This is a genomic window from Cellulomonas sp. PhB150, assembly GCF_003755175.1.
In the GTDB taxonomy this organism is placed as follows: Bacteria; Actinomycetota; Actinomycetes; order Actinomycetales; family Cellulomonadaceae; genus Cellulomonas.
The window spans coordinates 139,757-163,760 of sequence record NZ_RKHX01000002.1; the positions used below are offsets into that span (position 1 = coordinate 139,757).

A 24,004-nucleotide genomic window follows, 5' to 3' on the forward strand; every position below is an offset into this window, starting at 1 on the left:
AACCCGGGGACCGCGTACTACACGGGCGGGATCACGTCCCCGTCGTGTCAGCACATCTATCAGGAGTCTTCCGGCGGGCAGCCAGGTGAGGCATACCCGGTCACGGCGACGACGACGTGTGACGTGACCTGGACAGGCGGCGGGGCCTCGGGCTCGCTGAGCGTTACGCGGCAGGCGACAGCGCGCGTGCGCATCGGCGAGGTGCAGGTGCTTTTGACGCAGGAGTAGTGCCGCACCGCGCTCACAGCACGACGAGACCGCGGCGGGGCGGGTAGCGCCACGTACAAACGGCGCACTGAGCTCAGCGGGTGCAAGACACCGGCGTCACCGCTCCACGGCCTGGTGTGGAATCGTCCAGCCATGGATGCTGCACCCCGACGCGGACCTCGCCAACTCGACGACCCGTACCCCGACGTGCTGGAGCGGGCGCTGCGCGCCGTGGTCGCCGGCGATCTCGAGGGCGGACGGACTGTCCTCGAAGAGACTCACTTCGAGCCACCCGCACGACACGATGCCAAGCGGTGGCCGTCCACCGCCACGATTGCGCGGATCTATGCCAGGGACCGCTACCAGTGCCGCTACTGCGGCGAACGGACCATCCTCACACCCGTGATGCGCCTCCTGTCACGCCTCTACCCCGACCAGTTCCCCATGCACGCGAACTGGAAGTCGGACTCGACGCATCCAGCCTTCATCGCACGCTCCACGACGCTCGACCACCTTGTGCCCGCGCAGGTGGAGGCGACCCCGTCGCAGAGACAAACTTGGTCACCGCGTGCTGGGGCTGCAACCGTCGCAAGGGCGCCCTGAGGCTCAGCGAGCTCGGCTGGCAGCTTCGCGACCCGGCCGACCCGAACTGGCGCGGGCTGACCGAGCTCTACGAGCCCGCTTGGGTCGCAGCCGGCCGACCGCACTCGGACCGAGCGAGCTGGCGTGGATGCGCGCGACCAAGTAGCACGGGCTGGAGGGACGCAGGACGCACGGCAACCACGGCCGACCGCGAGCCAACACTCGTGCCCGCCTGCCCGACACCGACCTGCTCAGCTACCTCACCGCCTTCGACCTGCCCCACCTGGACGCGTTCGACGAGTTCTCCTACCGCGCCCACCCTGAGGCGACCACCGGCCCGAGTTGCCACCGAAGGGCTCGCAGTCCACCCGTTCGCACCGCACAGGTCATCGGCCGGCGCGCCGGAGCTCGTCGCGGGTCAGTCGGGTGGCGCTCAGAGCCGCGGTTCGCACGCCCCGGTGCCAAGTGCGGCAAGCCCGGTCAGGTCGCCGGCCGCGAAGGTTGTCACGCCTTCCGTGCCGACCGGGTTCATCAGCTGGGTGGGGTCATCGACGTGGGCAAGGCCGACGAGGTGTCCGAGTTCGTGCTTGACCACCGAGGAGCCGTTGCCCTCGAGCTGCTCGAGCTCAGCAATCTGGGGGGCGTCCAGGGACACGACGCCGGTGACGTTCACCAAGTGGGCGCCGTCCACGCTGACCGACACCGGACCGCCGTAGCCGGCCGTGCCGCCGACTAGCCGCGTGTTGGTCTGCGGTGTGGCCCAGGAGATGAGGACCGGGGACCACCGGTCGCCGTACCGGTCGGGCAGCGACAGCGGCCGGGGCGCCGCGGCGTTGTCGACCTCGTCGGTGGCGCCGTCGTTGATGAACACGAGCCCCGTGGCGGCGTGCACGGCGGCCACGGCATCCGCGACCATTTGGTCGCCCCCCGCGGGGGCGCCCGTGGCGCTCGTGACGTAGTGGATGGGCCGACACGGGTCCCAGGTGACGGGGGTGATGCCGTCTGGTTGCGTCTTGAGAAACGCGAACGACGAGCTCGAAGTGGCCGCCTGCCTAGGGACGCCGAGCGGCGTGGCAGCGGCCTCGTACCCGGGGGTGGGGAACCCGAGCGCCTTGCGTGCCGCGTCCGGCACCGCCTGCTGACCGGCGATGTCCGAGGCCGGGCCCGCGTGGGTGCTCGGCCGACCGGGGATAGCCAGCAGCGGAACGTTGGTGTCGCCCCACAGTCCGAATTTGGCGGCGCCTGCTGCTGCGAAGGCCGCGAGGACGAACGTGGTCATGATGGCGTTGTAGGCGGGACTGCCGCGGAACCGGCGGCGCGCGGGGCGTGGCAGGGCGACGGATTGCCGAGTCAGCCTGCGGATGCGGCGATCAGACGCCCGTGCCGGCCGCAGCTCTCGGCGGGTAACTGGCCCGGGAACAAGCGTGGCTGGCCCGGCTCGCCACGGCTCCGGGGTGGCGGCATGCCCGCGGCGGGCTTCGTCCATGACCCACTGCGGGGTGCGTCCGGTTGGGGAGCGCGGCAGGTCATCCAGCGGTCGGTGCCTACCAGTCACTATCGCGCCCCCTCAGGTGTTTGTCCTTCCCCGTGCATCGGTCGACGACGCGTCGCACTGAAGTGGTGTGAACGCCCTCACCTGCGACATCAGGCCCGACGGCGTCCGAAGGCACGGACCGGCACCGAGGAGGGGCAGACCGAGAACCCTTGGTCGTCGATCGACCCCCGCCTGGACCGAACCGCGGGCGGCGACGAGCACGGGCCTACTTGCTTGGATTCGCCGTGCCTGGCCGCCGGTGAGATCCATAAGTTGTCGCATCCCAGCACTGGACGAGTCGTGGCCCCACATCGCGTGCGCCGGCCGTTCGTCGGTGGAACCACGCCCTCGCCGCGCTCTACAAGGGGACAGGCGTGACCACGCCGAAGGTCCCCAACAACTGAGGCGGCGACGCCGAGAGCCAGTTGTTGACGGTGGCGCCGCGGCCCGCGCGGGGCTCGCAGGGCGGACGAGTCCCAAGGGGAGTCTTCACCCCGTGCCGCCGCGTGAACCAGGTCCTGGGGTGATACGCCCACTCCGGGCGGCGTCACGTCCGGGCCGCGTGGCGGCAGGCTGCACGCGGCTCGCGATGAGCGGCGAGACACTCAACAAACCAGCCCCGCTGACCGATAGGACATTCAGAGGCCATGGTGCAGAGGAAGCGCTGAGAGAGATCGTCGCGCCGGACGGATGGGACCGCATGACTGAACAACCACCGGCTCCGACGCGCGTCTGCCCACATTGCGCTGCACTTTCGCAGGCACCAGGAGCTTTCTGCCCGCACTGCGGCAAGCCGTACGTGAAGCAGGGCACGAGCAAGCAGACCCTCCTGCGCATCGGCGTCGGAGTCGTCGCAGTGCTCGTGGTGGCCGGCATCGGAGCGGCCGTAGCCGTGACGCAGAACCAGCAAGCCGCGGACAATCGCGCAGCGGAGGCATCCGCATCCGCTGCCGCTGCCGCTGCCGCTTCCGCATCTGCTGCAGCTTCGGCATCCGCCGCTGCTGAGCAGGTTGCCGCCGAGCAAGCCGCAGCAGACAAAGCAGCCGCGGACCAGCAAGCAGCGGACGACGCCGAGCGCGAGGACCGCGCTGCAACCGTCGAGCAACTTGAAGCTACGGTCAAGAAGGACGCGAAGGGTTCCGTCAAAGCGGGGACGCTCACAGGGCCGATCAAGCGCGCCGAGTGCACGGCGACTGGTGGCGGATCGACTGACGACCTCGACGCTAAGTCAACGACCTACAAGTGCCTCGCTGTGAACAAGGACAATGCCGACGGTACCTACGAGGGCTGGATCTACAGCGGGCTGATCGACTGGACGGCTGGAACGCTCTCCTGGCACCTGGAGAGCAACTAGCAGTAGCGATCCGATGAGACCGGCGACCCGCTCCCCCTGCGGTGGGTCGTCCGTGAGGTCGACGGGACAGAGCAGTCCGCCCCTGGCATAGCGGCGGATGTGCCAGGCATGGAATCGAAGCGTGCGCGTGGAGCCGGTCGTCGCGAACGGGTGCAGGGTGGTTGGTCACCTGGTCAGGGTCGGTGTCCGCGTTGGCGCCGTGCTGGCGGTCGGGGGGCGCCGGTCGAGGTGTGCGGCGTGCGCGGCAATGGCCGCGAGCCAGTCGGCGCGAGCGTCGGCGGTGTCCGGTGCGGGTCCGAGCTGCTCGAGCCACGCCGGTGAGCTGCGCAGGGCGCTGTCGGTGAGCGTCGCGGCGCGGTCGGTGTTGAGGTCTTCGACCTGTCGGAGCAGCGCCCAGCCGTCGGCGTCGAGGCCGTCCGCGTCGTGCACGGTGGGCAGGTTGCTGCTGTCCTCGCTGTGTCGGTGCAGCCAGGCGGTGGCGCGGCCGAGCAAGTCACTGGCAGGGTCGGTCGACAGCGTGCTGTCGGTGAGCGTTCTGAGGGCGGAGTTAGGGTCGGCCGCGCTGGTTGCGATGCGATCCAGGGTCGCGAACAGCTGCCCGGCCGCCGGCGACCTGCGGATTGCACGCAGCGTGTCCATCTCTACGCCGAGTTCGGTCAGCTTGATGGCCCATCGCTGTTGGGCTGCGTTGGCGTAGAGAGGGTGCGGGCGATGGGTTCGAGTCGGCGCAGTGAGGTGGCTTGGTCGAGGCGGGCGGCGATGGTCGCGGTCGCGGACTGTTCGGCGCCGGTGGTGGCCAGGATGGTGGCCAGGATGTCGTGGGGGTCGCCGGTGGCGTGTGGGTCGGGTAGCTCGTCGCAGTCGGTGTCGAGTCCGTCGAGGGCGAGGTAGACGTGGTTGGTGTCGCGGCCGCGGGTCATGGCGACGTACAGGTTCTCCCGGGTCATGCCGGCGTGGGCCAGGACGTGGGCGGTGTCGACTGTGATGCCTTGGGCGCGGTGGGTGGTGGTCGCGTAGGCGAGGTCGACGTGCTCGAGCGCGTAGCCGGCGGGCAGGCGGACCGGTGATGCTTCGTCGGATCCGGCGGTGCCGACCGTGCCGCGGCGCGCGAGCCGGGTGGCGGCGGGCACAACCACGAGCGACCCGTCCTGCTCGACGTGGCGCACGTCCCGCAGGTCCCCGTTGCGCACGTACCCGCCGGCCCGCCGCAGGTGCCGGTCGTTCAGATCGGTCACCACCCGGTCACCCACGCCGATGTTGACGCCGTCGCGGGTGGTGATCCCGTCGGGGTGGACGAGGCCTTCTTGGACGCGGTCGTTGTGCGCGCGGGCGTTCAGCCCGGTCACGGTCGCGGCATCGGGGGCGAGCAGGATCGTGGTGGCCCCGGATGCGACGTCCGTCGACCAGGCGTTGTAGGCGTCTTCGAGCATGGAGTCGCCGGGGCCGGCGTGGATGCGTTCGGCGTCGTCGAAGACCTCGAGCACCCGGGGTCGCCGATGCGCAGGGACGCGGTGGCGGCGGCTTCCCAGGGGTGGGTGAACCGCCACAGGGTGCGCAGCTGGGCGCCGCCGGGGCGGTCGATCAACAGCCCGAACGCGCCCCCGGCGTCGACGGCGGACAGCTGGGCGGCGTCGCCGACCAGGAGCACGTTCGCGCCGGCGGTACGGGCTTGGGTCGTCAGGTCCCGCAGCGTCAGGGTGCCGGCCAGGGACGCCTCGTCGACCAGCATGAGCTGGCCCTCGTGCAGGCACCACCGCTGTTCCTCGGCGGTCAACGCCACGGTCGCGGTGTCGCTGCGCCGAGGTGCTGGCCTACCTCGATCGACTCGGTACCAGCAACGGACCCATCGGAGCCTTGAACGACCGACTCGAACACCTGCGCGGCTCCGTCCTCGGGTTCGGCAACATGGCCAACGCCACCGCCAGAAGCCTGCTCGAAACCGGAGGATTCAGACGCCGGCTACACCCTGACTTGTGATCAGCCGGTCTTGGTCATGATCGACGCGCATGTGGCGATGCCCCGTTTTGCCGAGCCTGGGGGATGCCTAGTGGGCGCTCGGGCACCGAGGTTGTCCACTGTCGTCCCTTAGCTCGATTCGCTCGGCGACTACTCCATCGGCTTGACTCTGGTCTCGATAAAGGCGATCTCGTCGGAGTCGAGCTCGTACTTGGCGTACAACTGGGCATCGATCTGCGGGATCGGCACCGACCAGTCAATGTCAGACCCCGCGGTGAAGTCCTGCAGCGGGACGTGCTTCCATTTGATGGCTGAGTTGTGCTGGGTGGTCTTCAGGATTCCGAGCATCGCCCTCGCGAACTTCGTCCGCATGTAGGTGGCGCACGCCTCAGCCGCAGCCTCGGAGTCGAACTTGCCGACGGACATGAACGTCTGGGTGAAGCCGGTGCCGGGCCCGACGACCGTGGGCATGCCGACGACCCTGCCCGACTTGACGGCGGCTCCATCGGCGCCGGCGATGATCGCCTTGTAGCTGCCGACGACCTCGGGGGCGACCACGTAGTCCTTGCGGACCCATCGCACCGCTCGCTTCCGATTCGCCAGGCCCATGATCCGCACGTACTCGTGGCCGTCTTGCGGCTCGGACGTGAGGCAGACCTCGCCCATCCGCTCGAACGTGTTGGTCTTCATGCGCAGACCGCTCGAGGCGGGGATGCGCTCACGCAGCTCCGGATGGTCGACAAAGACCTGCTCGTTCCAGGAGCAAGGGTGCTCGGTGATCATCGAGGCCAGGGACTCAGTTGAGTGCGCAGACACCGAGTCGACCAGTGACTTCCCCGTGTCTGACAGGTGTGAGTGGCTCCCGATAGGGCCGAGGACGCGCGTCGCGTCGCGATAGGTCACGACGATCCCGCCATCAATCGCGGTGCCGGGGAAGATCGTGGAGGACGAGGGCTCGAAGATGGCAACTTTGAGGTGCTCGTCGGAAAGAGTCTTCTCGTTCCAGGACTTCGGGGTCTGGCCCGCGTTCGACAGGAATCGGGCGGGTGTCACCAGCACAGCGCGCTCGGCGACCGCGAATGCCACATCCATGAAGAGGTGGTAGATCGGCGGCGACTTCGCTTCGTTGTCGCCGATCAGGTCATCCTGGTATGGCGGGTTGCCGATGACGACGTCGAACTTCTTGCTCATGGTCAGTTCCCTTCCGTCAGCATCTGGTCGAGCATCGCCTGACGCTCCTCCGTGGTCATGCGTGCGAGATTTCCGACCGTGAAGTGCCCGGACTTGTCGAGCCACGCCTTGCGTTCCGCAACGCCGCCGGAGACTGCTTCCAGGGTGATGCGGTGCAGGATCTCGTTGTGGCTCATTTCGAAAATCTGTGACGTCATGATGTGCTGAAGTCGCTCGTCCTGGTCGGGGAAGACATCGGCGAGCCCCGTGTCGAGGCGGCGCACGAGTTCCATCAGAAAAAGACCGGCGGTCGAGAACAGGTCCGCGAATGTCTTCTCCGGGTCGGTGAAAATATTTGGGTCCTCGGCTTCGAGAACCTCGACCATCAGCTTGACCACGGACTGCGGAGTGAAGACCAGCGACGTCTTCTGCTGCGGGATGTATGCGAAGATGTCTTCGGTTTGCGAGTCAGAGAAGTAGTCGGCGAGGGCTTCCTTCTTGTTCAGGAACTCCTGGACGGCCTGATCGAAGACAGCCTCGTCGAACATGCCCGGAACCTTCGTCACCACGCCGTTCTCGTCGGTGACGTCCTGGCCGTCGCGCAAGAGCCGGAACTCGGCTTCGCTGATGCCGGTGATCTCCTCGAAGACGTCGTTGGGCGTGTAGTCGTCGAAGTTTGACAGCCGGATGCCTCGGTCGCCGTAGGCCATGAGAAACATAGGGATCGTGCGCGCGAAACCTCGGAGGTGCGAGCGGGCGTCGTCCATCGTCTTGTTGGCGCGCTTCTGTTCCTTCTTGGTCTCCTCACGCGTCACCACCTCGGGCACGATCAAGTCCATCGTGTCCTCGACGATGGCGAGGATGTTCTCCTTGAACGCCTCCGCCTGCTCGGCCTTCTTGGTCTCGATGATGCTGGCCTCGGCATCGGTGGCTGCGCTCTTGAGTTCGTCCTCGACGTGCTTGCTGGCGATCTTGTGCTCGGTGTACGCGCGCTCGACACGGTCCTTGATGACCTGCTCTGTCCGCTTCATGTCCCGCTCGACCTGCGCGGCGGTGAGCCCGTACTCCACCTTAAGCTCTTCGCGCTTGGCCCGACTCTGCTCGGTCACCGCCTTCGCGATGGCAACTGCTGTCGTGGACGCTGGCGCGTCGGGCTCAGCGGTTGGGATGTCCTCGATGCGGTAGACCGGCTTGCCGAGCTTCTCCGTCTTGTTGATGACGGTGGCCACGTCGACCTGCACGCTTCCGTCGGGGTCGGTGACAACCGGCGGCTGCGGGATCTCGATGGGGTCGCCCGCCTTGACTTTGCCTTCCTTCGCGGTGGGCAGCTTGTCCAGGATCCCCTTGATGTGCTCGGAGTACCGGAAGATGCCGGCGACGTTCGCGAAGAGCAGGTTCGACAGGAACCCCCGGCGCACGACCTCGCGGGCCTTGAATACCTGCGGGAAAGTCAGCACCTGGGAGGCGTCGAGTTCGATCATCTCGCCCTCGGCGTCTTCGCCAATGACAGGGAAGAAGTTCAGAAGCGCGCGGATGTTCTCCTGGCGTGCTCCGGGGTCCCCAGAGGGGTTCGGGTGGAGGTTGTTTGCAAAGGCGTCGAAGATCGTCAGCGTGCGCTCGGGGGCGAAGTCGAAGATGTACGCGTTTTGCTTCCGGTAGACGTGTCCGGCGCGCTCGAAGATGCCGGGGTTCTGAGCGCGGAACGCCGCCTGCATGTACTGGGCCGGTGAGGACAAGCTCGACAGCATGATGACCGCGGTCCACTCGGGCACTGTGACGCCCACCGTCAACTGCCCGACAGACAGGGTGATGGTCTTGCCGTCGTTCTTCTCAGCCTCCGCGATCGCCGTTCGCACCTTGTCGAGTGACTTGCCGACGGCGACGACGTCAGTGTTATCGTCGCTCTTCCCGTCACCGGCGGCCAAGACGATTGTGTAGTCCTTGAAGACCTCGTGACCCTTGAGGAGCTTTTCCAGAGCCTTCGCGGAGGCGACACGGTTGAGCAGCCAGAACGAGTGGCGGATCTCGTCGCGCAGCGCGGGCGTGGAGAACGGGTACTTTTCATTGGCCGCCAGGCAGTCGAGGAACTTGATGATCTCGACCTCGTGCTCGAAGAAGCCGTTCTCCTTGGTTGCGAAGAACTCGTTCAGGTCGAACGTGTAGTCGATGTTCGCTTCGTCCTCAGCGATAGCGACACCTTCGGCGAGGCGCTCGGTGATCATCCGCGAGATTTGGTAGGTCAGCAAGTTGAGTTTCGGCAGGGCGGCGTACGGGTTCTCCTGACCGTTGTCTTGCCATTCCTTGCGGGCTGTCTGCTCGTCCTCGTAGGTCCAGTTGAAAATCTGGTCCTGGTCGAACTTGCCCGAGGCCAGGGCTTTGAACGGTGTGCCCGACAGGTGCAGCGTCCAAGTGCGCTTGATCTGGTCGAAGGCGACGTCGGTCTTGGTGGTGTCGATGCCCTCGTGGGCCTCGTCGATGACGAGCAAGTCCCAGTCGAACTTGGCGATGTGCTTGAGCTTGTCGTACGCACCACCGAAGTACTGCGAGCCCTTCATGTCCTGCAGTGAGAGGAACTCCACGATGCGGGGGTCCTCGTCCTGGTGGTTGCCCGAGTAGGTAAACCACTGGGCGCGGGTCATGGGCGCGCGACCGGCAAGCGAGGGCGACTCCGAGACAAAGCGGAAAGTGGTCTGGTGGCCGATGAAGCGCGTGAAGTCGTCGAACCACGAGTTCGCGATCGCCGGGCGGTTCGTGACGATCAGGACGCGGCGCAGGTCCAGGGTCCGCATCAGGTCGTACGTCGTGAGCGTCTTGCCGAACCGTGGCTTGGCGTTCCAGAGGACAGCCTTCTTGCCCGCCTTGAAGGCTTCCTCCGCCTGGTCGACGGCTGCTTGCTGCTCGGGGCGCAAGGTGTAGTCGTCCGTACCGCTACTACCCGGCAGGGCAGGGAAGTCCTGGCCGGCGAAGTCGTTGAAGTAGTCGAGCGACGCCTTGGGTGCAGTGGCGAAGTGGTGCCACTCCGTGCGCTTCGGGTGGGTCTCTCGCTCCACGCTCTGCTGCGCGAGGTAGGCGTGGAAGTCCGTGTCCGTGAACCGTCCGCCGCTTTCTGACGTGAACAGTGCCCGTCGGGACCACAGCTTCTTCTTTTCGACGGAGAGCTGGGATGCCTGCTGCGCGATGCGTATGTCAGCGGTCTCCTGCTCGGTGTAGCCGATCTTCTCCCAGCCGTCGTACTTGGGGATGTCCGGAGTTGTCCAGGAGTAGACCAGCGGGGTGATCTCGCGAAAGGCGCTGATCTTCGGGCTAGACATCGGCTCTCACTTCTTCGTGGACGGTCTCGATCTGGCACGCCTGATAGCTCGCGTAGTTGGTGAAGTCTAGGGTGTCTCCGGCCAGCGAGGAGAGCGCGAAAGGCATACGCTGCACCATCCCGGGCGCTGCGTCGATCCGGTTCCACCACGAGAACTGGATGTCTTCACCCGTGGTAGTCTTTCCGGTCAAAGTGTTGCCGGAGACGATGTTTCGGTCAATGAGGAACGCTGCCGCCTTGCGCAAGACAGTGTCGCGTTTGCCTGGATTGCCGCGCTTCTGGTGAAAGCGCAGGAACTCGGCGAGCATGATCGCTTTCGCGTCCTGGTGGTTGTCCTCGAGCAGCTCGACACCGTAGATCGATGCCAGCGCGAACAGTGACTCCTGTCGCCACTGCTCGGCGGGGTACTGCTTCTCGATCGCATGGAGCTTGCGGCGCAAGATCGCCACGAGGAAGTTGCCGTCACCGGCTGCGGGCTCCAGGAACGTCTTGTCGACAAAGCCGGGGCCTTCCAGGTCCTCTTGGACCAGGTCGAGCATCTCTTCGACCATGTGGCGGGGAGTGAATACCTCTCCGTAGGTCCTGACGCGATGCCGCGACTTCACAAGCTGCTCCTCGACAGTCTTTTCCGTCACCGTCATTTGTGGGCTCTCATGCCGGGCGGTATGCACGCAGCGAAGCCGTCGCGGCGCGGGGGTTTTGGCTCGCGTTCGCCCGCATGACTTGGTTGGCACACCGACTTACGCGTGCGGCTTCTGTGCGATGGTCTTGTCGTCCCCCAGCCGCGTGTGGAGACTGAGAGGCGACAGGTCGTAGGAAGGCCCCGGGCATTCCCTCGAGGAGGAAGCCGTCCCTCGGGCTGAGGGACTTGTCGCGGTAAGACTGCCCCAGACCCGACGGCGCTGGCTGCGTCGGCTCCAGAGCGGCGTTCGAGGGTCGTGGGACCCGCAGCAGCAGCAAGATCGAGCCGCGCTCGTGCTCCTTGAATGACCCTCGCAGCTTGTCCGCGACCTCTAGTTGAACGCGACCTCGTCCTGGGGCCCTGCGGCTGCGGCATCTAGCCCTCTCGTTTCCCTGTTCCCCGCCCGATCGTGCACGGCGGTCCTGCACCACGGCGATGCTATCGGCGATTCGGTACCGAGCCACGAGGTTCGGCCGCGCCGCGCACTTGGGCTTCCCGCCGCCGCCCAAGGCGGTGCGTCGGCGTCCAATCTGGCCTGCGACGAGTTCGGCTCACGAGGTTGTCGATGGTCGCGGAAGTCCGTAACCCGTTGCCGCCTTGCGCGGGAGCCAACGCGGGACGGGCCTCACGCGCGCTTCCGCTACCAGAAGTTCAGGACGAGGCGTTCTTGGCGCGTGCAACTTCCGCGTTGTCGTATCGGTTGGTTACCCCCAAGCCCCGCGCCCCGCCCCCGGGTGGCACACGCTCAGTCTCCCGGGTCGCAGCAAGGAAGGTCACCGACGGACGCGACCCGTCCGGGCGACCTCGGCGTTCTGCTGCCTGCACAGGTGCCCAGCCCTCGATGACAGCACCAACCTGGATCGCCGGAATTCATCGGACGCCGCATGTCTGGCGTATCGGCCACAGCGCGGCCCTGGCCTGGGTACGGTTGACGCGTCCGGTTTCGGCGACTGCGGGGGTCTGAACGGTGCCACGTGCGTGGATGGTGCGGGCTGGGCGCGACGGTGAACGGGAAGCAGCTGCTTTGGACCAATCCCGCTCGATAGCGGGATGGAGCGAGTTGGCCGACATCTCTGACTGCCGTTCGCGGGAAGAAGTGAAGGCCGCGATTCGAGAGGCATACGGCGACCAGATCTCGGCAGCCGTGCTCGGTAACTGGTCCGGACAGTTGTGGCGATTTCTCGAGGTCATGCAGGTTGGGGATCTCGTCGTGATGCCTCTGAAGAAGACCAGCGACTCGGTTGCCATCGGGTATGTAGAAGGCCCCTACTTCTACGACGCCGACCAGCCCGCCGGCATGCGCCATTCCCGGCCGATACGGTGGGTGCGGCCCGTGGTCGCCAAGTCAGAGCTCGGCTCCGACCTCCTTGCATCACTTGGTTCGTTGCTAACTGTCTGTGAGTTGTCTCGGCGCAACATTGCGGCGCGTCTGGCTCAGGTTGCTGAGGGACACGACGACCCGGGCGCGCAGATGCAGGACTACGATCCGTTGCCCGCGAACGTAGGCGAGCTCGTCGACGTGGCTCCACGCAGCATGACTGTCCGCGAACTTCTTGACCTGTGGGGCTTCAGGCGTCGTACTGCTCGAATCGTGGAGGAGGTGACCGACGACCTCGCCGAGCTGGGACTTCTGGCGGTGCCGTCTATCGCTGCAGGGTGGATCGATAGTCTCGTTGAAGTTATTCCGGTACCTGGGCAGACCGGGGAGGCATCCGAATCCGCGTCAGCGGTCAGCGAGGCCGTGGACGTGGCAGAAGCGACGGCTGAGGCAGTCATCGGCGGCGCCGTGCACTACTCGGTCAGCACCATGGACACCGCACTTTGCGAGGTCATGAGCGCCCGGCCCGACGACCTGCTCGCAGTCGCTGTGACCAACATGGCGTTGAAGGACTACTCCCAGATCGCAGTCGTAGACGCCGATGACCGACTGATTGGAGCAGTGTCGTGGGAGTCAATCGCCCTCGCCTGGATGTCGGGCAGTCCCAAGGTCGTGCGCGACGCGATGCGATCAGCACCATCCGCGGCGCCAGAGGATGAGTTGCTGCAGCAGGCGGAAGTGATATACCAGCACGGTTTCGTCTTGGTGCGTACTCACAGAGGCGAGGTACAGGGCATCATCACGAGCGCGGACCTAAGCCGTCGGTTCGGCAACGACCATCGACCCATTGTGCTCCTTGACGAAATCGAGCGGCGCCTGAGCAGCCGGATCATGGGCTACTGCACGACCGACGATCTCAAAGACAACGGCGTTCACGTACCCTTATATGGAGCCACGTTGGGCACCTACGTCACGGCGCTTTCCAAGGCGCCACTCTGGAGCAAGCTGATGTGGCAAGGACTGGCCCAAGGTGAGTTCCATGAACAGCTCGAGCGGGTCCGCGTCATTCGCAACCAGCTCATGCACTTCAGCCCGGACCCAATCACCGCCGACGACATTGAAGTGCTGGAGAAGACGGCGCGGGTGCTGCGACTTGTAACGTCGGACCGCCAGCCGAGCTAGGCGGGCATCGGGGCAATTAGGCGCACCCATGTTGGCCCGATGGTCTCGTGTGGCTGGCGCTGGGGTGCAGGTCCTCGGCCGCTGCACGGCCGAAGCAATAGTTCACGGTGGTCGAGTTCAGATCGCCCCGGATCCACTGCGAATCGGCGAAGGTGCTCGACGATCGGCTGCCACGGTTCCTCCGACAGTGTTCGCCGTGGTGATGCCGGCGCTTTGTCAACGAGGACGCCGTCACACGTTCGCCCTGCGACTCAAGCAGCCCGGCGGAGCGTGGCACCGGGACGAGCGGCGCCATGGTGACTGACGAGGCGAGCATCGCCACCGCGGTCAACATGACGATGAGCAGACGCCGCGGAAGGACGGGAGTGCCGTGAGAGTGGCACTCCCAGCGGATCGGGACGCGGGTGACATTCGTTCCGACTTCGGAGGACGTGGGTGGGCGTCTCCCGATGCCGATTCACGGCAGGCACGAGCGCCCAGGGGTCGTCCCGCGTGCGGACGATCATGACCTTTGTGAGTCCGGTGCTGCGGACCGCGACGAGGCGACGCTGCCTGAGTCCGGGTCGGCTACTGCGCAGATCGCCCTCGCGCGGCAGCTCTGTGCCCCTGTCCGACTCGAATGACGACATTCGGCTGGTGTTGGCGGTGACGGCGGCCGATCGGACTCGCGTCTCCGCCCTCGCCGCTATCGTCGCGGCATGGCGTCGGTGCCATTTGGCGCCATTCCGGCTTCCGCGAAGGAGACCCGCATGCCGCCCGACCAGCTCACGTTCGACAACCCGGTCGAGCGCCACGCCCACATCAAGCCCCACGCCAGCTGGCAGCCCCTACCAGGCCTCGACGCCGAGATCGACCCCAAGGCGGACCACGGCGAGACCACGTACCGGGGGACAGGAAGGCTCCCCGGCCGCAAGGCGCTCATCACCGGCGGCGACTCGGGCATCGGCGCGGCGGTCGCCATCGCATTCGCCCGCGAGGGCGCGGACGTGGCGCTGAGCTACCTCCCGGAGGAGCAGGTCGACGCAGAGGCCATCGCCGCGCACGTGCGCGCGGCGGGCCGGAAGGCGGTGCTGCTGCCTGGCGACATCCGCGACCGCGAGTTCTGCCGGTCGCTGGTGGCGGACGCGGTGGAGGGGCTCGGCGGGCTCGACATCCTGGTGAACAACGCGGCGCACCAGGTGTACCACCAGTCCTTCGACGAGCTCGACGAGGCGGACCTGGACCGCACGATCCAGACCAACCTGTACGCGATGTTCTGGATCACCCGGGACGCCCTGCCGCACCTGCCGCCCGGGTCGACGATCATCAACAGCACGTCGGTGCAGGGGTACAACCCGTCGCCGATGATCATCAACTACGCGTCGACCAAGTTCGCGATCATCGGGTTCACCAAGGCGCTCGCCGCCGACCTCGCACCGCGCGGCATCCGTGTCAACGCCGTCGCGCCGGGGCCGGTGTGGACGCCGCTACAGGTCACGGACGGGCAGCCGAGCGAGAAGCTGGACGGGTTCGGGGAGTCGTCGTGGCTCGGCCGGACGAGCCAGCCGGTGGAGCAGGCGCCCGCGTACGTGTTCCTCGCCTCGCCGGAGTCGAGCTTCGTCGTGGGCGAGGTCATCAACGTCAACGGCGGGGCCAACGTCCCCTGATCAGGGGCGGTCCGCCATCGCCGTCGTCAGCTCCGCGCGGGAGCGCACCCCGAGCTTCGCGTAGACATTGCGCAGGTGGTACTCGATCGTCTTCGGACTAAGGAACAAAGCCGCGGCCGCCTCGCGCGTTGTCCGGCCGACGGCGAGCGTGCGCGCCACCTGCAGCTCCTGCGGGGTGAGGTGGTCGAGCCCGGTGACGTCGCGGCGGTGCGCCGTCTCGCCGGTGGCGCGCAGCTCGGCGGCGGCCTGGTCAGCCCACGGGGCGGCGCCCAGGGCATCGAACGTGGCCAGGGCGGCGCGCAGCGGTGGGCGGGAGTCGACGCGGCGGCGGGCCAGGCGCAGGCGGTGGCCGTAGGCGAGCTGGGTGCGGGCGGTCTCGAAGGTGTCGGGAGTCCGCGCGTGGAGCTCGAGCGCTGCGCCGAAGTGGTCGTCGATCGAGTCGTCCGGCGCGGTGAGGCCGAGTGCGCGGGCGGCGCGGGCGAGCGCCCACGGTTGGCCCTTGTCGGCGGCGCGTTCTGAGAGGCGCGTCGCCAGAGCGAGCGCCTCCGGAGCCCGGTCGAGCCGCATCAGGGCGTCGACCATCTCCGCCGCGGGCCACACGTCCACGTCGTCGAACCCGAGTGCCGCGGTGTGGTCGACCAGCGACTGGTACGCGTCGAGCGCCTCCTGGGCACGACCAGAACCCAGAGCCAAGTCGCCGAGCGCCGTGTACGCCCAGGTCTGGAAGAAGCCGATGTGGTGCTCGGTCGCCAGGGCCAGCGCCTCCTCCGCGTGGGCCAGCGCGGACGACGAACCCCGGCGCGCCTCGACGCACGCCAGCCCGGCCAGCCCCGCGACGAGGTCGGTCACCTGGCCGGCCTCGCGTGCCAGCGCGATGCCCTCGGTGTAGGTGGCAACCGCGTCGGTCCAGCGGTCGGTCGTGCCCTGGTCGCGGGCGACGTAGAACAGGAGGATCGGCAGCCCGCCGAGGTCGGCGCGGCGGCGGACGTGGCCGACGACGGTGGGGATGACGGAGCGTTCCGCACCGGCCTCGCGGAGGAAGAGCGGGCCCATGACGAGCCAGGGAGCGAGCCGGGGGTCGGCGAGCAGCGCGGGGTCGTCGATCGCCTGGTCCATGGCGGCGCGGATCCGATCGGGGCCACCGTGGCCGACGATGATGCCCGCGAGGCCGGCGGCCATGGTGCCGAGCCAGATCGTCCGGGGGGTGCGGACGTGGGGGAGCAGGTCGTCGATGCGGGCCGCTGCTTGGGAGGCGGCGGCGATGTCGCCGGCGAACTGGGCGGCCAGGATGCCGTCGGCGAGGAGCTCGACGGCGCGATCCGCGTCGGTGACGGTGGACGCCGCTTCGAGGAGCAGGTCGCGTGCGTGCTCGACCGCGCCGGTCCGGATGGAGACCGCGCCCTCGAGCGCGGCAGCCCGGAGACGCAGGTCCGGGGTGGACGGCAGGGCAGACACCGCCGCCAGCGCGTCGAGTGCTGTCGACGGCTGACCGGCGCGCCAGGCGAACTCGGCGCCCGCGAGGAGGCGAGCAGCGCGGAGAGCGGCATCAGGTGTGAGCCGTGCGGCTCGTTCGTATCCCGCCGCCGCGACGGCGTGAGCGCCCCGGGCGCCGGCGCGGGCGGCGGCCTCGTCGAGTGCTGCCGCGACGGACGAGTCTGGCGACGTCGTCGCCTCGCCGAGGTGCCACGCGCGGCGGTCGGCGTCGTGAGAGCCGAGGACGGCCGCCAGGGCGAGGTGGACGGCTTGGCGGGAAGCCGGAGTCGCCTCCGCCCAGACCGCAGAGCGCACGAGGTCGTGCCGGAACGCCACATGACCAGCGGACACGGTGAACAGGCCGGCGACGACCGCCTCGTCGAGGTCGGCGGCGCTGACGCCCAGATGAGCACAGGCCGGTTCGGTCGTCGTGAGGTCGCCGCCCGCAGCCGCCGCCACCAGGAGCGCGGTGCGCGCCGCGGGGGAGAGGGCGTCGGCGCGGACGGCGAAGGCGCGCGCGAGGGAGGCGGGCACGGGGACCGGAGCGTCGTCGGGCAGGGCGGCGAGCGATGCGTCGTCGGGCAGCTCGAGCAGGGCCAGCGGGTTGCCGCCCGTCGCGGCGAGCAGGCGCGACCGCGCCGACGGGGGAAGCCCGCGGCCGGCAAGCAATGCGTCCGCGGAGTCCGCAGCGAGCCCGGTGACCGCGAGGACGGGAAGGCCGACCGACGTCACCAGAGACTGCTCGCCCTCCCGCACCGCGAGCACCACCGCGACCGGGTCCGACGACAGCCGGCGGGCCGCGAACGTCAGCGCCTGCGCGGTGGGCAGGTCCAGCAGGTGCGCGTCGTCGACCACCAGCACCAGCGGCGCGTCCTCCGCGACCCGGCTCAGCAGCCCCAGCACTGCGGCGCCGACCGCGAACCGCTCGCTCTCCGCACCCGGCCGCAGCGCGAGCGCGGCGCCAAGCGCATCCGCCTGCGGCGAGGGCAGGCCGTCGAGGTGGTCGAGCACCGGTCGCAGCAGCTGCAGCAGCCCGCCGAAGGGGACCTCGCGTTCGGCCGACACACCCGCGGCCTGCAGCACCCGCATCCCGGCATCGAGGGACGACGCGACGAAGTCCGACAGCAGCGCGGACTTCCCGATCCCCGCCTCGCCGACGACGACCAGCGTCCCGCCCTCGCCGACGCGCGCCGCCGCGGCCAGGGACCGCAGCACCTGGCGCTCGCGCTCGCGGCCGACCAGCACCGGCCCAGTCTAGGGAGAACCCCAGGGGGACCCCCCGATGCGATGCGCTTCCGCAGGACGCGAGAGTCGAAAGAGGACAAATCGTCCGCAGCAACAGAGGAGCACACAGATGACCATCCAGGCCGACGCACCCCAGCGCGTCATCGACCCCGACAAGCTCATGGCCTTCGTCTTCCGCGCCGTCGAGGAGGTCGGCGCGACGCTCAACACCGCCCTGGTCGTCATGGGCGACAAGCTCGGCTACTACCGGGAGATGGCCGACGGCCGACCCATCACGCCCGGCGAGCTCGCCGAGCGCACCGGCACCGGTGAGCCGTACACGCGGGAGTGGTTGTCCGCGCAGGCGGCCGGCGGGTACGTGACCTACGACGCCGAGACGCGCAGATACACGCTGCCCGCCGAGCACGCCGTCGCGCTCGCGGACCCGACGAGCCCGGCCTACCTGCCCGGCTTCTTCCAGCTCGCGCACGGCGCCGTGCGTGACGCGCCGGAGATCCTCACCGCCGCGACGGACGGCGACGGGCTCGGCTGGCACGCGCACAACGGCGACGTGCACCACGGGTGCGAGCGGTTCTTCCGCACCATGTACAACGGGCACCTCATCGGCGAGTGGCTGCCGGCGCTCGACGGCGTCGTCGCGAAGCTCGAGGCGGGCGCGCGGGTCGCGGACGTCGGGTGCGGGCACGGGGCGTCGACGATCCTCATGGCGAAGTCGTTCCCCAACTCCACGTACGTCGGGTCCGACTACCACGCGGAGTCGATCGAGATCGCACGGTCGCGGGCCGACGAGGCCGGCGTCGCGGACCGCGTGACCTTCGAGGTCGCACCCGCCACCGGGTTCTCCGGGACGGGGTACGACCTGATCACGATGTTCGACTGCCTGCACGACATGGGCGACCCCGTCGGCGCGGCCCGGTACGTGCGGCAGGCCATCGCCGACGACGGGACGTGGATGGTCGTCGAGCCGATGGCCGGGGACCACATCGAGGACAACCTCAACCCCGTCGGGCGGACGTACTACGGGTTCTCGACCCTGGTGTGCACGCCCGCGGCGCTGTCCCAGGAGGTCGGGCTCGCGCTCGGCACCCAGGCAGGGCCGGCACGCATCCGGGACGTCGCGACGACCGGCGGGTTCACCAGCTTCGGCACCGCCGCGACCACGCCGTTCAACAACGTGTTCGAGATCCGGCCGTGAGTCCCTTCACCGAGAGGGGTGACCCGGGAGCCGTGGCGGTCCACACTGCGAGTGTGAGCCACGGCCCCCGGGCCACCCGCCCGGTTGTTGCCCCGGATCCGAGTCGCGCCGCCGATCCGGACCTCGAGGGCGTCGCGGAGCGGGACGGGGTGCGGCTCGCGTACGCCGTGTACGGCGACGCGCACGCGCCGACCGTCGTGCTCGTGCCGACGTGGTCGATCGTGCCGTCGCGGTTCTGGAAGGCGCAGGTCGGGTACCTCGCCCGGCACTACCGGGTGGTGACGTTCGACGGGCGGGGGAGCGGAGCCTCGTCTCGCCCGGCGGGGGCCGCCGCGTATGAGGACACTGAGTACGCGGCGGACCTGCTCGCGGTGCTCGATGCCACCGGCACGGACACGGCCGTGCTCGTGTCGCTGTCCTGCGGCGCCGCCTGGTCGGTGCACGTCGCCGCGAAGCATCCCGAGCGCGTGCTCGGGCTCGTCGCGATCGCCCCGTCGTGCGGCATGAACGTGCCGACGCCCGGCCGCGACCACGTGCCGTGGGACGAGCCGCTCGACTCCTCCGACGGTTGGGCGAAGTACAACAAGCACTACTGGCTTGGCGGCGGGTACGACGACTTCGTCGAGTTCTTCTTCGCGAAGATGTTCGCGGAGCCGCACTCGACGAAGCAGATCGAGGACTGCGTCGACTGGTCGCACGAGATCACGCCGCAGGTGCTGTCCGACTCCACGGCCGGGCGGCTCGGGTGTGAGGGGGCCGTCTGCGAGTCGATCGAGCCGCTGGCCCGCGCGGTGCGGTGCCCCGTGCTCGTCGTGCACGGGACCGACGACCAGATCCGGCCGATCGCGTTCGGCGAGCGACTCGCGGAACTGACCGGCGGCGAGCTCGTCGCGATCGACGGCGCCGGGCACGGGCCGCCCGCGCGAGACCCCGTCAAGGTGAACCACCTGATCCGCGACTTCGTCGACAGGGTCGTGCCGCGGGCTCCCGCGCGCCGGACCTGGACACGGGCCGCCCGGCGGACGCCGCGCGCGCTGTACCTGTCCTCGCCCATCGGGCTGGGCCACGCGCAGCGCGACGTCGCCATCGCCGCCGCGCTGCGCGAGCAGCGCCCCGAGCTGGAGATCGACTGGCTCGCGCAGCACCCCGTGACCCGCGTGCTCGCGCAGCACGGCGAGCGCGTGCACCCGGCGTCGGCGTGGCTGCGCAACGAGTCCGGCCACATCGAGCACGAGGCCGGCGAGCACGACCTGCACGCGTTCCAGGCGATCCGCCGCATGGACGAGATCCTGGTCAACAACTTCATGGTGTTCGCCGACGTGGTCGCCGAGGGGCACTACGACCTGGTGATCGGCGACGAGGCGTGGGACGTCGACTACTTCCTGCACGAGAACCCCGAGCTCAAGCGCTTCTCGTTCGCGTGGATGACGGACTTCGTCGGGTGGCTGCCGATGCCCGACGGCGGCCCGCGGGAGGCCGCGCTGACCGCGGACTACAACGCGGAGATGCTCACGCAGCGGGCGCGGTTCGCGCGGGTGCGGGATCGGTCGGTGTTCGTGGGGTCGCCCGACGACGTCGTCGACGTGCCGTTCGGGCCGGGGCTCCCGTCGATCCGCGGGTGGACCGAGGAGAACTACGACTTCGCGGGGTATGTGACGGGTTTCGACGCCGGTGCTGCGGCGGCCGGTGCCGCTTCCGTGCGTTCGTCGCTCGGCGTGGGCGAGGACGAGCGGCTGTGCGTCGTGACCGTCGGCGGGTCCGGGGTGGGGGAGTCGCTGCTGCGCCGGGTGCTCTCCGCCGTTCCCCGGGCACGCGAGCTCGCACCCGACCTGCGGTTCGTCGTCGTCGCCGGCCCGCGCATCGACCCGTCGTCCCTGCCTGCACCGGACGGGGCGACCGTGCTCGGCTACGTGCCGGACCTGTACCAGCTGTCGGCCGCGTGCGACGTGGCCGTGGTGCAGGGTGGGCTGACCACGTGCATGGAGCTGACCGCGCTGCGCAAGCCGTTTGTCTACGTGCCGCTGCAGCACCACTTCGAGCAGAACATCCACGTGCGAAACCGGCTCGAGCGCTACGGGGCCGGACGGCACCTGCCCTACGCCGACGCGCTCGACCCCGACGGGCTGGCCGAGGCCGTGGCCAAGGAGCTCGGCACCGAGGTGACCTACCGCGAGGTGGAGACCGACGGGGCGCTGCGGGCGGCGCGACTGCTGGCCGACCTGGTCTGACGCGTACGAACGCCGGCCGACCCGTCGCAACGGGCCGGCCGGCGTCCTTCAACTACGGACGATCACGGGTAGCTCAGCATGTACGCATTGTTCGTCCCGCTGTTCACCCCCGGCCCGGCGTCGTTGATCACGTGGGAGATGCTCCCCACCCCGCCGAGCGACACGATGGCCATGTTCTGCCAGCGCACGTTCGCATTCACGGGCGCCTCGAACGTGTGGGACAGGTTGACCGAGGGGTTGGCCTGGAAGAACACGTAGCTGCCCAGGCCTTGGCCCAGGAACGACGTCACCGAGTCCGCGACCTTGATCGACGCGTAGCCCTGCAAAGAGCCGTTCATCCACGCGGCCTGGTTCGGCGGGTCGTACGGCTTCTCGTTCTGGAAGAAGATGATCCGTCCGCCCTGGCCGTTCCAGATGACCTCGTACTTCTGGTAGTGCTCGACGAACAGGCCGGTGGCGAGCACGTTGTTGCCGTTGACCACGAGGCCGGTGTCGGCCGTGTTGATCGTCCAGCCGACGGTGCCGCCGTTGCCGTGGTCGGCGCGCCACATCCAGGTGTGGTCGACGATCGTGTTGCTGCTGTTGACGACGAGCGAGTTGGTCGCCTTGCCGGCCACGCGGCCGCCGATGCGGAAGAAGACGTCCTGCACGGTCACCGGGTTGGCGGCGCGGCTGGTGCCGATGCCCGCGGTGGTGCCGACCGTCATCAGCGAGGTGCTGTTGGTGGTGCCGGCGTCGATGAACATGCCCTTGACGCGGACGCCGTCGACGTCGCCGACCGAGATGGCCGTGACGCCGCCCTGGGGGACCAGGGTGGCGTAGCCCATGCCGAGCAGGACCGTGTTGGCCCGGTTCACGACGATCGGGGCGTCGAGGTTGTAGACGCCCGGGGAGAACACGACGTGGCAGCCGCCCGCGATGCGTGCGTTGATCGTCGCGGCGCTGTCCGAGGGGCGTGCCACGAAGACCTGGCTGAAGCTCACGGACGTGCCGGGGGTCGGCGCGCCGACGGCCCAGCTGGGACCGTTCGCGTTGGTGCGCAGGTCCGGCAGGAACAGGCGGTACTCGTTGTTGGCGAAGTAGATGTACGGGACGTCACGCGACGCCGGCGTGCTGCCCACGTTCGTGTGGTGCACCCCGCTCGGGGCGGTGGAGAAGTTCGTCGCCGGTGCGCCGTTGACGCCGGAGAAGACCATGTTCCAGTTGGAGCCGCTCCAGCTGCCGAACGTGCTGTCCTTGCTGTACCACTGCTGCTGGGACGCCGACTCGACGGAGCCCGTGACGCGGGTGTCCGAGATGTAGCCGCCCGAGGACCAGCCGTACGACGCCGGGAACAGGTCCAGCCCGCCGAGGACGTTCATGCGGCGGAACGGCGCGGCCTGGGACACGCCCCAGCGGTTGCGGCCGCCGTTGGTGTTGATCGTCAGGTTCTCGGCGCTGCGCCAGAAGTTCTGCGTCGCGTTGCCGGCGTCGCTCGCGTTGAACGCGTCGACCGTGACGGCGCCGTTGATGGTCACGCCGTCGGGGTTCTGGGCCAGGCCCTGGATCGAGGTGTTGAAGCCGATGTTGGCGTACACGTTGTAAGAGCCCGGCTTGAACAGGAAGGCGTCACGCCGGTCGTGGAACTGGTCGGTCTGCGTGTCCTTCTGCGCCTCGAAGACCTCGTTCAGCGAGGCCTGGATGGTGGCGTCCGGGGTGCTGTCCTCGAAGACGCGGACGTTCGGGCCGAAGTCGGGGACGGTCGGCTGGGCGGCGCACGTGGTCGGGTTCGTCGTGCCTCCTCCTGTTGTGTTGATCTGGACGTCCCACAGCGAGTAGCCGTAGGCCGTGGCGCGGACCGTGCCGGTCAGGCGCACGTAGCGCCCGCTGCCGGTGACCGTCGCGGTGTCGATGCCGCCGTCACCGGTCGTCGTCGAGAAGATCGTCGTCCACGGGCCGGTCGACGAGTCGCTCGTCTGGACCTGGTACGCGCGGCCGTAGGCCGCCTCCCAGTTGAGCACGACGCGGCAGATGCTCTGCGTGCTGCCCAGGTCGACCTGCACCCACTGCGGGTCGGACGCCGCGCTGGACCAGCGGGTGGTCGCGCTGGCGTCGAAGGCGCTCGCGGCCGGGGTGCCCGCGTTCTCCGTCGACGAGGCCGACGACGGCTTGTTGAGCGCCGCGTTCGCGTCGGTGTTGCAGCCGGACGGGGTGGTGGTGCCCGCGCCGAACACCTGGAACTCCCACAGGGAGTACCCGTAGCCGGTGGCGCGCGCCGTGCCGTTCATGCGGACGTAGCGGCCTGAGCCGGTCACCGCGAGGGTGTCCACGCCGCCGTCGCCGGTGGTCGTCGAGTAGACGTTGGTCCACGGCCCGGACGCGGAGCTGGAGACCTGGATCTGGTAGGAGCGCGCGTACGCGGCCTCCCAGTTGAGGACCACCTGGTCGATGGCGACCGTCGCGCCCAGGTCGATCTGGATCCACTGCGGGTCGGCGGCGGCGCTCGACCAGCGGGTGCCCGTGTTGCCGTCGACGGCGTTCACCGCGGCGGTCCCGCCGTTCTCGACCGAGGACGCCGTGACCGGCTTGCCCTGCGAGATCAGCGGTCCGGCGGCGTGCGCGGAGGGGACGAGCGGGGCGATGGCGACGAGCGAGACGATCATCGCCAGCGCCGTCAGCATGACGATGATCAGGCGCCGCGTGAGCGACGCGGGTGCCACGAATGTGGTCCCAGCAGATGGGGACATGGGTAGTGCTCCTTGGGGGAGTCGGGAAGACGCGCCGATGCAGGGAGAGGTGGGAGCGCGCGAGGGTCGACCCGCGCGAGGACGATCACGACCTTGTGAGTCCGGTGCTGCCAGTCGGGACGCGGCGACGCTGCCCTGCCTCGATTGGCCTACTGACCAGACAGTAAGTGCAAAACGCCCGTTTGCGCCAGAGGGG

At 68.6% G+C, this 24,004-nt stretch carries 14 protein-coding genes and 2 pseudogenes; 7 read left to right on the plus strand and 9 right to left on the minus strand.

Annotated features, from left to right (window positions below):
* Nucleotides 1-360 precede the first annotated feature (360 nt).
* Nucleotides 361-810 carry a hypothetical protein gene (locus EDF34_RS17410; protein WP_148076598.1) on the plus strand — a complete coding sequence of 150 codons (450 nt, stop codon included), beginning with the start codon at nucleotides 361-363 and terminating at the stop codon, nucleotides 808-810.
* A gap of 412 nt (nucleotides 811-1,222) precedes the next feature.
* Here EDF34_RS17410 and EDF34_RS08045 read toward each other — a convergent pair whose 3' ends face one another.
* Entirely contained in the window at nucleotides 1,223-2,275 is a 1,053-nt protein-coding gene (locus EDF34_RS08045; protein ID WP_123370860.1) for a matrixin family metalloprotease, read from the minus strand.
* Nucleotides 2,276-2,912: 637 nt separating this feature from the next.
* Here EDF34_RS08045 and EDF34_RS08050 point away from each other — a divergent pair.
* Nucleotides 2,913-3,677: a zinc ribbon domain-containing protein gene (locus tag EDF34_RS08050; RefSeq protein ID WP_148076599.1), complete on the plus strand. Its 765-nt coding sequence runs from the start codon at nucleotides 2,913-2,915 to the stop codon at nucleotides 3,675-3,677.
* A gap of 165 nt (nucleotides 3,678-3,842) precedes the next feature.
* Here EDF34_RS08050 and EDF34_RS08055 read toward each other — a convergent pair whose 3' ends face one another.
* The 3 genes and pseudogenes from EDF34_RS08055 to EDF34_RS18020 form a co-directional block, all read right to left on the minus strand.
* Nucleotides 3,843-4,316: a hypothetical protein gene (locus tag EDF34_RS08055; RefSeq protein ID WP_123370862.1), complete on the minus strand. Its 474-nt coding sequence runs from the start codon at nucleotides 4,314-4,316 to the stop codon at nucleotides 3,843-3,845.
* 17 nt (nucleotides 4,317-4,333) lie between these two features.
* On the minus strand, nucleotides 4,334-5,161 hold the full coding sequence (locus EDF34_RS17835) for a hypothetical protein (RefSeq protein WP_233575271.1): 828 nt from the start codon (nucleotides 5,159-5,161) through the stop codon (nucleotides 4,334-4,336).
* Between the two features lie 59 nt (nucleotides 5,162-5,220).
* Nucleotides 5,221-5,406 (minus strand): annotated as a pseudogene (locus tag EDF34_RS18020) (AAA family ATPase); the annotation flags it as partial.
* Nucleotides 5,407-5,468: 62 nt separating this feature from the next.
* Between EDF34_RS18020 and EDF34_RS08070 the strand changes: the two are divergent.
* Nucleotides 5,469-5,654, plus strand: a pseudogene (locus tag EDF34_RS08070) (ISL3 family transposase); the annotation flags it as partial.
* Nucleotides 5,655-5,783: 129 nt separating this feature from the next.
* Here EDF34_RS08070 and EDF34_RS08075 read toward each other — a convergent pair.
* Genes EDF34_RS08075 through EDF34_RS08085 form a run of 3 tightly spaced genes read right to left on the minus strand, consistent with a single transcriptional unit; the run spans nucleotide 5,784 to nucleotide 10,754 of the window.
* Nucleotides 5,784-6,824 (minus strand): Eco57I restriction-modification methylase domain-containing protein, encoded by a 1,041-nt coding sequence (locus EDF34_RS08075; protein WP_123370865.1) that lies wholly within the window; start codon nucleotides 6,822-6,824, stop codon nucleotides 5,784-5,786.
* Between the two features lie 2 nt (nucleotides 6,825-6,826).
* Entirely contained in the window at nucleotides 6,827-10,114 is a 3,288-nt protein-coding gene (locus tag EDF34_RS08080; RefSeq protein ID WP_123370866.1) for a DEAD/DEAH box helicase, read from the minus strand.
* Nucleotides 10,107-10,754, minus strand: a complete 648-nt coding sequence (locus EDF34_RS08085) for a methylase (RefSeq protein ID WP_123370867.1) — start codon at nucleotides 10,752-10,754, stop codon at nucleotides 10,107-10,109. The genes EDF34_RS08080 and EDF34_RS08085 overlap by 8 nt, the downstream gene beginning before the upstream one ends.
* Before the next feature lie 1,101 nt (nucleotides 10,755-11,855).
* Here EDF34_RS08085 and EDF34_RS08090 point away from each other — a divergent pair.
* Nucleotides 11,856-13,295 carry a CBS domain-containing protein gene (locus EDF34_RS08090; RefSeq protein WP_158615066.1) on the plus strand — a complete coding sequence of 480 codons (1,440 nt, stop codon included), beginning with the start codon at nucleotides 11,856-11,858 and terminating at the stop codon, nucleotides 13,293-13,295.
* Between the two features lie 749 nt (nucleotides 13,296-14,044).
* Complete coding sequence (locus EDF34_RS08095) at nucleotides 14,045-14,941, plus strand: SDR family oxidoreductase (RefSeq protein ID WP_123370869.1); 897 nt, start codon at nucleotides 14,045-14,047, stop codon at nucleotides 14,939-14,941.
* Here EDF34_RS08095 and EDF34_RS08100 read toward each other — a convergent pair whose 3' ends face one another.
* Nucleotides 14,942-17,659: a LuxR family transcriptional regulator gene (locus tag EDF34_RS08100; RefSeq protein ID WP_123370870.1), complete on the minus strand. Its 2,718-nt coding sequence runs from the start codon at nucleotides 17,657-17,659 to the stop codon at nucleotides 14,942-14,944.
* 109 nt (nucleotides 17,660-17,768) lie between these two features.
* On the opposite strand from EDF34_RS08100, the gene EDF34_RS08105 reads away from it, so the two are divergent.
* Both EDF34_RS08105 and EDF34_RS08110 read left to right on the plus strand, forming a co-directional pair.
* Nucleotides 17,769-18,854 carry a class I SAM-dependent methyltransferase gene (locus EDF34_RS08105; RefSeq protein WP_123370871.1) on the plus strand — a complete coding sequence of 362 codons (1,086 nt, stop codon included), beginning with the start codon at nucleotides 17,769-17,771 and terminating at the stop codon, nucleotides 18,852-18,854.
* A 53-nt stretch (nucleotides 18,855-18,907) separates the two neighbouring features.
* On the plus strand, nucleotides 18,908-21,082 hold the full coding sequence (locus EDF34_RS08110; RefSeq protein WP_123370872.1) for an alpha/beta hydrolase: 2,175 nt from the start codon (nucleotides 18,908-18,910) through the stop codon (nucleotides 21,080-21,082).
* A gap of 62 nt (nucleotides 21,083-21,144) precedes the next feature.
* On the opposite strand, the gene EDF34_RS08115 is transcribed toward EDF34_RS08110, so the two are convergent.
* Nucleotides 21,145-23,808: a discoidin domain-containing protein gene (locus EDF34_RS08115; RefSeq protein ID WP_199737734.1), complete on the minus strand. Its 2,664-nt coding sequence runs from the start codon at nucleotides 23,806-23,808 to the stop codon at nucleotides 21,145-21,147.
* Nucleotides 23,809-24,004: the final 196 nt, after the last annotated feature.